Genomic DNA, 11,488 nt, shown 5'->3' on the forward strand with positions numbered 1-11,488 from the left:
TCTATACTCTCTGCTAAACAAGATTAGTAGAGGATGCTAACTTAAATCTTAAAATGTCTGAAAATAGTATTAAATCACAAACATATTTCCTTCCTGCGCAACTAGAAGCGTGCGAGGACGAGCGGGTGAGGGAAATTCATGCCAGTATAATTGAGAAGCTGATCGACACCGATTATCCTTGTGTAGGGGCCAAGGCAGCCCTGAACTCCAGCCAGTACCGCCTGGGGGTGTATGGTGGTATGGGAGCCGACGATACCACGCGCCAGTTAGGTGAGGACCTGAAAAACTACACGGCGGAAACCTTGTCTGCCGAAAGCGAATACATGACGCTGATCGCCGTTTTCACGGATGAGGCAGTATCAGAGATTGATTTTGAGGAAAAGCTGTGGCGGCAGCTCCAGAAGCTGCACGATAGCGAAAAGCACCTGCAGCGCTGGGATCCGGACGTAAGCATCAACCCAGAGGACAGCGATTTTAGTTTCAGCTATAACGGCGTAGCCTTTTTTGTGGTAGGCTTGCACCCCAACGCCAGTCGCAAGGCCAGAAGGTTTACTCACACAGCCCTGGCTTTTAACCTGCACCGCCAGTTTGAGCAGCTGCGTGAGAAGGGGGTTTACGAAAACATGCAAAAGGTAATCCGGGAGCGGGAGATAGCCTACGACGGCTCTATAAACCCAATGCTGAGCAACTTCGGAGAGGGGCTGGAGGCGCCTCAGTACAGCGGCCGGCAGGTAGATGAAAAATGGAAGTGCCCCTTCCATGCCGGATTTGATCACCAACCAAAAGAAGAAAATGATTAACACAATTGCAAAACAGACAGGCGCAGCCTTTCAGCTTCGGAAAGGAGACAGGCTGAAGGTGATAGACCCGCAGGGGGAGCAGGTGAGCGACATGGTGCTGTTCAACGCAGAAGACCTGCGCGAGAAACTGTCATCAGGCAAAACCCTTGACTTTGAGGAGACGATACTGATAACCAAAGGCCACCACCTCTGGAGCAACCGCAGCCGGAAAATGATGGAAATTCTGGAGGATACGAACGGGCGCAACGATTTTCTGCTGGCCCCCTGCAGCCCCGAGACTTTTCAAATTATGTACAACAACCCCGATTACCACCCCAGCTGCTTCGAGAACCTGCACACCAATCTAAGCAAGTATGGCATCGCTCCTGATGACATCCCAACGGCCTTCAACATTTTTATGAATGTGCAGTTTGCACCAAACGGGACGCTTACCGTGGAGCCGCCGCAAAGTAATGCCGGTGATTACGTGTTGTTAGAGGCAAAAATGGACCTGATTGTGGGGCTGACGGCATGCTCTGCGGAGCAGTCTAACAACTACTCCTTTAAGCCTATTCAATATGAGATCATCTCTGAAGGATGATTTGCAGCGGAAAGCCAATACGATACCTTATTTAACAGAAAGCGGCAGCCATATTTGGCTGCCGCTTTCTGTTAAAGTCTACTAGCTAAGTACTACTATCTAGCATCCCAATTAATACCCAAACAGCTCCTTCAAGGTCAGCTGTTTTACTTTGCCATACTTCTCCAGTTCCTTAAAGTTCAGCTTGTCTTTAGAGCCGATCACCAGGATAGCTTGTGGTTGTGCTTTCACGTACTTCTGCTGGAACTCCTTCAGCTGGTCAAAGGTCATGCTGTTGGCGCTTTGGTATACATCCTGACGAATGTCGTAGTTCAGGCCTAACTTCTTAGCGCGCTCGTAATCGAACAAAATGCCGGACTTGGTGATGCGCTCCGTTGAGATGCTGTTTCGCAGGGCAGCTTGTGCATTCTGGAAGTTCGCATCGGCCAAAGGCATTTCCGTCAGCAGGGCCTGCATACCGGCCATGGCTTCAGATAATTTGTCGGCCTGCGCCCCAATGTACGATACCAGGTAGTTGGCGCGGTCTTTCTTGGAAGCGGTACCATAGTAGGAGTAAGTAGAGTAGGCAAGGGCCTTTGACTCCCGCAGGTCCTGGAACACGATGCCGCCCATGTACTCGTTGTAGAGGCGCACTACCGGAATAATATCCTTGCTGTAAGGCACAGACTTGCTTACGAACATCATCTCGGCCTGCACCATGTTGTAGTCTGCCCAGTATACCGTTGGCTGCGTAAAGTCGATCTCTTTGTATACTTTCTCGGCAGGAACCGGCTTAAGCGTGGCCGGCACATTGTGGCCCGCGTTCAGGGCTGCTACCAAGTTGGCTGTTTCACGTGGACCATAGTACAGCACGCGGTGCTCGTAGGTTGGGATGCTCTTGATGATGTTAACCAACTCCTGCGGCTTCACGGCCTTTAGCTGTTTCTCGCTTAACACCGTGTTGAACGGGTTTTTAGGGCCATATTTGGCATAGTTCATCATGGCCTGCTGCAGGATAATGCCTTTGTTCTTCTTGGCATCCTCGCGGGCTTTCAGCACGCCGGCCACCATGTCGTTCAGCGCCTGCTGGTCTGGCTTGGCATTGGCCAGCACGCTCTCGAACAGATTCAGGCCTTTCTCAAAGTTCTCATCCAGGCCCGTCAGGCTCACATACACCTGATCGCCGGAGGAGAACACGTCGAACGAGGTGCCCAGCTGGTAAAACTCCTTCTGCAGCTGCTCCGCCGTATACTTGTCGGTGCCCAGGTACTTGAGGTAGTTCACGGCCTTACCCAACTTCTGGTCGTTGTTGGTGCCCATGTCCAGGATGTAGTACAGTTGGAACAGTTCGTTGTCTTTGTTCTTGGTGTACAGCAGCGGAATATCCTGCTTTAATTTCGCTTCGGTGATGTCTTTGCTGTAGTCTAGGAACACTGGCTGCAGTGGCTGCACCTCTTTGGCCATAAATTCTTTGTAGTACTGAGACTGCGCATCGCGGTTAACAGCTACCGGTGTAATGGCAGGCTTCTCTACTTTCTGCGCGTTCGGGTCTTTGCCGGTTTTCTTATACACCAGCACGTAGTTGTTGCCGAAGTACTTGTTGGCTACGTCCATCACGTCTTGCTTGGTGATGCTGGCAAACTCAGTTGGGCGGCTCACAAATTTCTGCCAAGGCATCTCATAAATAAAAGACGTTACGAAGGCATCCGCACGGTTGCTGTTGTCTTCATACGCCTTCATGGTGTTGATCTTGTCGTTGTTCACCACCGCCTGGATCAGCGACTCGTCAAACTGCCCTTTCTTGATCATCTCCAGCTGTTGCAGCAACAGGTCGCGCACCTGGTCCAGCGTCTGGCCCTGGCGTGGCAAGCCCGTCATCCGGAACGTGCCGTAGTCTTTCATGGGGGTGTCGTAGGCGTACGACTGTAGCACCTTCTGCTGCTGGTTCAGGTTCAGGTCTATCAAACCGGCCTGGCCGTTGTAGAGCAGGTTGCTGATCATCTGGATCACCAAGGCATCTCTGGTGTTGATGCCTGGGGTGCGGAAAGCGATGGATACGTTCTCCGCATCCGGCCCCAGTACCTCCTTCACGATCGGCTTCTGAATCGGCTGTTCCTGCGCCACATTAAATGAAGGCTCAGGCTTCTTCTCCATACTTCCCCAGTACTTGTCAATCAAACGGATCGTCTGGTCGAAATCGATGTCACCGCTCATGGCAATGGCCATGTTGTTCGGGATGTAGTACTTGTTGTAGTACTTCTTGATCTCAGTGATGGATGGGTTCTTCAGGTGCTCGATGGTGCCGATAGTGGTTTGCGTGCCGTACTGGTGCGTCGGGAAGAGCGCCGTGTTGATCACCTCAGCCACTTTGCGGCCGTCGCTGTCCAGGGTGCGGTTCTTCTCTTCATAAACGGCCTCCAATTCAGTATGGAAGATGCGCGGCACCATGTCGCCGAACCGGTCTGCCTCCAGTTCAATCCAACGCTCCAGCTGGTTACTTGGGATATCGTTGGTGTATACTGTCTGGTCTACCCATGTATAGGCGTTGGTCCCTTTAGCCCCGATGGCGCTCAGGATCTTGTCGTATTCGTTGGCAACGGCATACGTAGCGGCTACGCCAGAAACAGAGTCGATTTGGGCGTAGATTCTTTTGCGGGCGGCCTCATCTTTGGTGGCTCTATACTTTTCGTACAGCGCCTCGATCTTGTCCAGTTCTACTTTCTCTTTTTCCCAGTTCTGGGTACCTAGCTCGGTAGTGCCTTTAAATACCATGTGCTCCAGGTAGTGGGCCAGGCCAGTGGCATCGGCCGGGTCGTTTTTAGAGCCGGCGCGCACCGCGATAAAGGTCTGGACACGAGGTGCCTCCTCGTAGTCCGACAAGTATACTTTCAGACCATTGTCCAAGGTATAGATGCGGGCGTTCAGCGGGTCGTTGGGTACTGTCTCATACTTGTACTCCTTCTCGGCAGGAGCCGTAGTAGCGGTTGCTGTAGCATCCGTAGATGATTGTGCCTGGTACGCCTCGTTCTTGCACTGCGTGAACGTAAGACCCAGCGCAAGCAAGAGCAAAGAGGAGCCTCTTTTTATTGCCATAGTTTTGATGTTGTAGTTTTTTATAAAGATAATATGAAGTCTTTTAAATAACGTGTGTTTTCTTTCTCTTATTTGGCTTTTATCTGTACTTCCAGATTCCTGGCGCAAGTCTCCGGACTTTATCCTGCTCATGGTGTCGGGTTTGCAATTTATTCGGTTTGAAGAGGCATAGGTATAACTTAAGCTATACTTGTCGGTGCCGCTGTTCCGGACCTCCCTGTCCGTGACCTTCGCTGCTGCGGGTCTCTAAGTCCGCGTACGCCATACTTTATACTTTGGCTGTCTTCATACTTCTGCTGGCGCAAGTATCCGCTTGTGCCTGTTCTCAGCCATAGCTTCTCACCCGCTAGCGCGAGCTTGTAGTTCGTGCTCTCCCTGTTGCTACCGCTTCCTGCAACTTGACTTAAGCTATCCTTTCTAGCCACTGTTCACCCTCAGTCTTACCACCTGCTCGTTTCACCTCTGGTTTTGGTGCTCTCCAGCCCGAGAGGGCTCGTCTTCGGGCATCGCGCTGTCTACATTTCCTGCCCTCGTGCCTCGGGCTGCCTCGCCTCCGGCTCGTCACCAGAAATCTAGAAGGCGCTCAACCCAAAGACTGGGGAACATTTCGATAGTGCGTACTGACGGAGCTGGAACTGAACTCCCTCCCCTGTTCTTAGGGGAGAGTCGGGGTGGGGTAGTTCACCTTGGAAGGAGGCAATGAATGAAATCGCCTGCCGGACAATTCCCCTCCTCTGGACTAGCCAAAACGAGAGTTTTAAGCTAGCGAGCGTAGCTCGCTAGGGGTGAGTTTACACCTGTAGGAACTGGTTACAACCTGTTCACGCAACGCCAGCGGCTACGCAATTTATACTTCAGTATGAGTATTTACAGGCTCCCATCCTTGGACAAGGAGGGGCAGGGGTGGGTGGACCTGGCACGGCGGAGATTGCTCTCCTTTAAAAGAGCCAATAGGCGTTTTTGAACTAGCGAGCACAGTTCTAAGAAATGGGTGCATATTTCGCAGCCGCACCTTCACCTCCCTTCCACCAAGGCCCCCTCCAGAACGCTAAAAAATAGGAGCGACAGCAGCGGGTATGATGGCTAACAGAGCGCTAAATGCAAAAGCCCCTCCTGTAAATGAGGAGGGGCTTTTACGTTATAAAAACGGCTGGGTTAAAAATCTGCATCCAGGCCAAACCGCTGCTTCAGGTCAATCAGCACGGGGTACTTCTCAGCCAGGTAATTGAATTTATCTGCCGAGGTGTACAGCTTCCGGCCTTCGTCCTGCGCCTCTACCACCTCAGCCCTTAGCTTTATACTCCGGTTGCCCAGCTGCTGCTTCAGCTCCCGGAGTATGTCCGGGCGCATCGCCGTGAACTGGTCCATCATCACGTGGTTCTCCAGGTGCAGGACAATCTCATTATCCTGCCCTACATGGTATTGGCGGTTGAGGAGTGTGAACTCCATCATGTTCTCCGCTTTTTTTCGGCGCAAAATAGCGTGCCATACCGTTTTCAGCCTTGCCTCATCCACCGGCACCACGGCGCCGTAGTGGGTATCTTCCTCTTCCTCGGCTACGGCAACCTCCGCCACGGCAGTCTGAGGGTTCTGCAGGTCTTTCAGGCTGGGCAGCTTGCCCAGTTTCTTGGGCGGCGGCAGCTGCACACCGGCACGGGGTTTTTCCGGGGCTGGGGCGGCAGGCGGCGCTGGCTTGGCCGGTGCAACATGCGCATCAGCTGTTACCTGCTGTGGCTGCGGCGGCTGCTGTAGCGTGGCCGATGGCACGCTGCCCGCCGTAACCGGCTGCTGCATCTGCGCCGACGGTACAGGGGCGGCAGGAGCAGCGGGGGCACCAACAGGGCTGGTAGAGGCTGGTGCCGGGGCCGCTACCTTAGCTTTTTTTGATACTTCTCCTTCCTGGGCAAAACTCAGGGCCGCATTCAGGTGCGCCATTTTCATCAGGCACAGCTCCACGTGCAGGCGCTGGTTTTTGCTGCTCTTGTAGTTGGTGTCGCAGGTGCTCACCAGGTTCAGGCCCGAGAGCAGGAACGATACACTGGCCTTCTGCGACTGCTCGGCATACTTGGCCTTGATGTTGTCCGACACCTCCAGCAGCTGCACTGTCTGCGGGTCTTTGCACACCAGCAGGCTACGAAAATGCTCGCCAATGCCGATCAGGAAGTTATGGGCGTCAAAGCCGTTCTTCAGGATCTCATCAAACAAAAGCAAAGAGCCCGAGAGGTTCTGCTCCAGCAGGTGGTCTGTCAGCCGGAAGTAGTAGTCGTAATCGAGGATGTGCAGGTTCTCAACGGTAGCCTTGTAGGTGACGTTGCTGCCCGAGAAGGTCACCATCTGGTCGAAGATCGACAGGGCATCGCGCAGGGCGCCGTCAGCCTTCTGCGAGATCAGGTGCAGGGCATCCGGCTCAGCCTGTATACTTTCTTTGGTGGCAATATTGCCCAGGTGGCGCACCATGTCCTCAATGCGGATGCGGTTGAAGTCGAAGATCTGGCAGCGCGACAGGATGGTCGGGATGATCTTGTGGCGCTCCGTGGTGGCCAGGATGAAAATGGCATACGAAGGCGGCTCCTCCAGCGTCTTCAGGAAAGCGTTGAAGGCCTGGTTCGAGAGCATGTGCACCTCGTCTATGATATAGATTTTATACTTGCCTGTTTGCGGCGCATAGCGCACCTGCTCCACCAGGTTGCGGATGTCCTCCACCGAGTTGTTAGAGGCGGCATCAAGCTCGTGTATGTTAAAGGAGCTGTTGGAGTTGAAGCTGCGGCAGGACTCGCACTCGTTGCAGGCCTCCACTTCCGGAGTGATGTTCTGGCAGTTAATGGTTTTGGCCAGGATACGGGCGCAGGTAGTTTTGCCTACACCGCGCGGACCGCAGAAAAGGAAAGCCTGCGCCAAATGCTTGCTGCTAATGGCGTTTTTAAGGGTATTGGTTATATGGTGCTGCCCTACCACGCTGTCGAACGTGGTGGGGCGGTATTTACGCGCTGATACTACAAAGTTTTCCATTACTACAAAGATAATCAATCCGAAGCTCAGTTGGGAGTGCTTTTTATCAAGTAGTTATCCATAGGGTTATCCACTGTTCTCGCTCGTGTTGCTCCTTGCCTTGCTCTCTATGGAGAACAGAAAAAGTATAAATTTTAATGCCGTTGCCTTCAAAAAGTTAAAACATAAACCTTAAATTGCTGAATCTTTTATTGCCTTAGTACCACATAAACCGCCACGGGGTATGCTTTGGCAAATCCTAGGAATTGTTAAACGGCGCCACTTTTTCGGCTATTACAGACCACTACTACCATTGAAGAAGCATGAAAACTTTTAAGCCTTTAGCAGTAGGTGCGCTGCTGCTTGCGCTACTGGCAGGCCCTGCTTTGGGGCAGAGCACCTATAACGGCTTACCACTCCTGAAAGCAAACTCCAGCAAGGTGAACGTGCGCGTAGGCCGCGTTTTAGTCAACGGCCTCTGGACGATAAAACCAGAGTACAATCCCAACTCGCTCCATATTCAGGTAGTAGGGCAGAAGGAAAGGCTGATGTTCTACACCGATATTGATTCGGCCGCATACGAGATCAGCCCTACTGAGCCGAAAAAGTTTTATGTGCTGCTGGGCGGCAGGCAGTACGTGCTCACCGAAGTAAAGGGCTTTAGAATGGAAAATGGGGAGGCCGCCTCAAAGGAGGAAAAGTTCCTGAACATAGAGAAGCCCAAGAGCAAGACTTTCGGAGGCTTATGGGAAAAACACCATGTCGGCGAAGTGGTAGAGGACATCAACAAGTATGCTGACAAAGCCTCTGGTGCTGTGGATTGGGTAAAAGGAAAGCTTTTTGGCGATAATGAGTAAGCCCTAGCAAGAGGAGCTGCAAGCTGGCACTAAAAAGCCTCAGGAATACTCTTCCCTGAGGCTTTTTAATTTCGGTGTGATCTACTGCCTCCTAAATAGTATACAGCGTTGCCACCACCACAGCCAGTCCACTAATGGTCAGCAGAACGCCGTAGGCAAAGAAGAGCACAAAGAACTTGTAAACCGTGCGCCAGCGAGTGCTCCGGTAAATGTTGCGCATAGACCTGTAGATGTACCACAAGGTTATGACCACGCCAAGCAGCTCCAGCCAGCCATCCAAAAAGGGCAGTATCCATCCGAGCAGTATCAGGATGGAAAAGAGCAGGAACAGGAACGAGTGCACATGGATAGAGTAAATCAGATGCTCCACATACAGTTTAGAGGAGCGCACGTGCACCAGTTTCAGGATAAGCGCAAACAGGGGTAAGAGAATGAACATCACCTTGGGCAGGTGGCCTATTAGCTTGTTTTTGAAGAGCTCGCTGCTCAGGTCATCATCCATCACTTCGCGGAACTTGTGTCCCAGCGAACCTAGCCAAGTGTTTTCGCTGCCAATGTTTATGTCTATTCCTTCTGGTTTTTTGTCTTTTTCTGTTTCCGTTGCGGTCGGCTGTGTAAAGATAACAGCGCCATTCTGGGGTGCGGTGCTTGTGTCCAGCGAGGCCTCAGCCTGGTCGAGGATGGTGTAGGAGTAGTTAGCGGCTGTCGGGGATACGGTGCCGTCTGCTGCTTTCTGAGAGATGGCGTTTTTCAATTCGCCGAGCTCTTTCTTCGCCTCAGCCCTTTCCTCAGCTGTTTCCGTTGCCGCATTTTCCTTCATGATGTCTTTCTTATTTATGTTGGTATTGGCCGTGAATAAGAAAAAGAACAGGATGCTGATGAAAATGTACATGCTGACCGGGTTGAGGTACGCAGCCCGTCTTCCCGCGAAATACTCTTTGGTGAGGTAGCCAGGCTTTGTAAAAAGAGGCACCATGCTGTGAAAAAACTTAGACTCAAAGTGGAAGTAGTGCCCAACACTGTGCAGGGCCAGGTGCAGGAAGTCCTCGTGCAGCTCCAGGTTCTCCTGCCCGCATTCCGAACAGAATTTACCTGTAACCGTTGCCCCACAGTTCAAACAATTGTTTTCGGAACGATAATGCTTTTTCATAAGCGTACTATAAAGGTATAAAAGACGCGCCTTTAGCCGTTTTAAAACCCTAAAGTAAACAATTGTAGCATTTTTCTATGATGATATGCTGTAAATATTTAGTAAATATAGCTTCTGGGCAATATAAGATTGGGCTCTGGAGCAAAACTACCCAAAGAGGCTGCGATGGCTGGGGGATGCCATTTAAAGGAGTAGTAGCCGTTGTCGTTTTTAGGAGCTTGAGCGGGAGGGGCACACACTATGCATAAAACACCGAAGGCAGCTGCCCTATGCAGCTGCCTTCGGTTATAGGCTACAAAGTATAGGCTTTATACTTTGTAGCTGTGATGCGAGCGCTTAATATGGCTTGCCAGGGTGCGACCTGTCCTGTGCCTCTTCCACACCTTCCTCGCCGGTTACGTTGCCCAGCGGACCGTCGGTGCCCGCAATCTTCTCATGCTTCATCATCTTTTTCATCTCGGTGGTAGCGCGCTCAATGCTCTCCTTTACCCGGCGGCCATAATCTTCATCGGCTTGTGTAAAGTGGCTCAGCATCTTTTCCTGGATACGCGGGTCGCATTTGGCCAGATCGTTGCCCAGGTTCATAATTAGCTCGTCGCGCTCCCAGTCCTCAAAATTGCGGAAAGTCTCACCGGCCTGCTTAAACGGGTTAGCGCGATCTATAGGCTGGCGCATGAGGTTCGCCTCGTAGCGCGGCATGTAGTCTTTGCCTGGCTTCTGAGATTCTTCCAGCCCGCCCAGTATAGATGGCTCGTAGTTCACGTGGATGTTCTGGCCCTCGGCAAAGTCGGTGTCGAAAGCCATTTGGCCGCCGCGCTGGTTTGTGGCAACGTGCGTTTTAGGGGCGTTGATCGGCAGCTGTAGGTAGTTGGCGCCCACACGGTAACGCTGCGTATCGGAGTACGAGAAGGTACGGCCCTGCAGCATCTTGTCGTCTGAGAAATCCAGGCCATCCACCAGCACACCTGTGCCGAAAGCCGATAGCTCTACCTCGTTAAAGTAATCCACAGGATTGCGGTTCAGCGTCATTTTGCCTACCGGGTACCACGGGAACTGCTCTTTCGGCCACAGCTTGGTGTCGTCCAGCGGATCAAAATCCAGCTCTGGGTGCTCGTCGTCGCTCATGATCTGCACGTTCAGCTCCCACTCCGGAAAATCGCCGCGCTCGATGGCCTCATACAGGTCCTGGGTGGCGTGGTTAAAGTTCTTGCCCTGAATCTCCTGGGCCTCTTTTTGTGTCAGGTTGCGGATGCCCTGCTTCATGGGTTCCCAGTGGTACTTCACCAGCACCGCCTCGCCATCGGCATTCACCCACTTGTAAGTGTTCACACCCGAGCCCTGCATCTGGCGGTAGTTGGCCGGGATGCCCCACGGCGAGTACAGGAACGTAACCATATGGGTTGCCTCCGGCGTGCCGGAGAAAAAGTCGAAGATGCGCTCAGCGCTCTGGATGTTGGTTACCGGATCCGGTTTCTGTGAGTGGATCAGGTCCGGGAACTTCATGGCGTCGCGGATAAAGAAGATCTTCAGGTTATTGCCTACCAAGTCCCAGTTGCCGTCCTCGGTGTAAAACTTCACGGCAAAGCCGCGCGGGTCGCGCAGTGTCTCGGGGGAGTGCGTGCCGTGGCCCACCGTGGAGAAACGCACGAAAACCGGCGTTTCTTTACCTTTTTTAAACACCTTGGCGCGGGTATACTTCTCTACCGGGTCGTTGCCTACCGTGCCGTAAGCCTGGAACACACCGTGCGCACCGGCGCCACGGGCATGCACCACGCGCTCGGGCACGCGCTCCCGGTCGAAGTGCGATATTTTCTCAATGAAGTGGTAGTTCTCCATGGTGGCAGGGCCACGGTTGCCCACCGTTCTAATGTTCTGGTTGTCGGTGACAGGGTGTCCCTGGCGGGTGGTGAGTGTGCGGCCTTTGTTCTGGCCATTGCCTTTCTGGCCGTTGCCTGAGCTTGCAGTGCGGTATTTCTTCTTATTTTCTTCCATATCGGCTAACCGGATAAAATGATAGATTTTTCTACAGCATTATACTCTA

Annotated in this window: 7 protein-coding genes; 3 read left to right on the forward strand and 4 right to left on the reverse strand. The window is 52.6% G+C overall.

All coding sequences use genetic code 11. From position 1 onward, the window contains the following. The first annotated feature begins 53 nt into the window (after window positions 1–53). Together gntA and PXG97_RS16675 are read left to right on the forward strand one after the other, a co-directional pair. Complete coding sequence (gntA, locus tag PXG97_RS16670; protein WP_276498931.1) at window positions 54–800, forward strand: guanitoxin biosynthesis heme-dependent pre-guanitoxin N-hydroxylase GntA; 747 nt, start codon at window positions 54–56, stop codon at window positions 798–800. Further along, a complete protein-coding gene (locus PXG97_RS16675) occupies window positions 793–1,380 on the forward strand; it encodes an urea carboxylase-associated family protein (protein ID WP_276498932.1) in 588 nt (195 codons plus the stop codon). Before gntA ends, PXG97_RS16675 begins: the two co-directional genes overlap by 8 nt. A 111-nt stretch (window positions 1,381–1,491) precedes the next feature. Here the strand turns inward: PXG97_RS16675 and PXG97_RS16680 are convergent, their stop codons facing one another. Together PXG97_RS16680 and PXG97_RS16685 are read right to left on the reverse strand one after the other, a co-directional pair. Beyond that, window positions 1,492–4,452 (reverse strand): M16 family metallopeptidase, encoded by a 2,961-nt coding sequence (locus PXG97_RS16680; protein WP_276498933.1) that lies wholly within the window; start codon window positions 4,450–4,452, stop codon window positions 1,492–1,494. A 1,155-nt stretch (window positions 4,453–5,607) separates the two neighbouring features. Then, window positions 5,608–7,461: a DNA polymerase III subunit gamma/tau gene (locus PXG97_RS16685; RefSeq protein ID WP_276498934.1), complete on the reverse strand. Its 1,854-nt coding sequence runs from the start codon at window positions 7,459–7,461 to the stop codon at window positions 5,608–5,610. Window positions 7,462–7,763: 302 nt separating this feature from the next. Between PXG97_RS16685 and PXG97_RS16690 the strand changes: the two genes are divergently transcribed. After that, a complete protein-coding gene (locus PXG97_RS16690; RefSeq protein ID WP_276498935.1) occupies window positions 7,764–8,297 on the forward strand; it encodes a hypothetical protein in 534 nt (177 codons plus the stop codon). Between the two features lie 91 nt (window positions 8,298–8,388). On the opposite strand, the gene PXG97_RS16695 is transcribed toward PXG97_RS16690, so the two are convergent. Further along, a complete protein-coding gene (locus PXG97_RS16695) occupies window positions 8,389–9,447 on the reverse strand; it encodes a DUF3667 domain-containing protein (protein ID WP_276498936.1) in 1,059 nt (352 codons plus the stop codon). 336 nt (window positions 9,448–9,783) lie between these two features. Continuing rightward, window positions 9,784–11,439, reverse strand: coding sequence for a catalase (locus PXG97_RS16700; RefSeq protein WP_338088609.1), 1,656 nt, complete (start codon window positions 11,437–11,439; stop codon window positions 9,784–9,786). Between the last annotated feature and the right edge of the window lie 49 nt (window positions 11,440–11,488).

The sequence above is a fragment of the Pontibacter litorisediminis genome (genome assembly GCF_029360645.1).
Taxonomy (GTDB): domain Bacteria; phylum Bacteroidota; class Bacteroidia; order Cytophagales; family Hymenobacteraceae; genus Pontibacter; species Pontibacter litorisediminis.

Coding starts and splice junctions, on each gene's coding strand:
- PXG97_RS16685 (WP_276498934.1), bottom strand. CDS start 7,461: ATGGAAAACTTTGTAGTATCAGCGCGTAAATACCGCCCCACCACGTTC.
- gntA (WP_276498931.1), top strand. CDS start 54: ATGTCTGAAAATAGTATTAAATCACAAACATATTTCCTTCCTGCGCAA.
- PXG97_RS16695 (WP_276498936.1), bottom strand. CDS start 9,447: ATGAAAAAGCATTATCGTTCCGAAAACAATTGTTTGAACTGTGGGGCA.
- PXG97_RS16690 (WP_276498935.1), top strand. CDS start 7,764: ATGAAAACTTTTAAGCCTTTAGCAGTAGGTGCGCTGCTGCTTGCGCTA.
- PXG97_RS16680 (WP_276498933.1), bottom strand. CDS start 4,452: ATGGCAATAAAAAGAGGCTCCTCTTTGCTCTTGCTTGCGCTGGGTCTT.
- PXG97_RS16675 (WP_276498932.1), top strand. CDS start 793: ATGATTAACACAATTGCAAAACAGACAGGCGCAGCCTTTCAGCTTCGG.
- PXG97_RS16700 (WP_338088609.1), bottom strand. CDS start 11,439: ATGGAAGAAAATAAGAAGAAATACCGCACTGCAAGCTCAGGCAACGGC.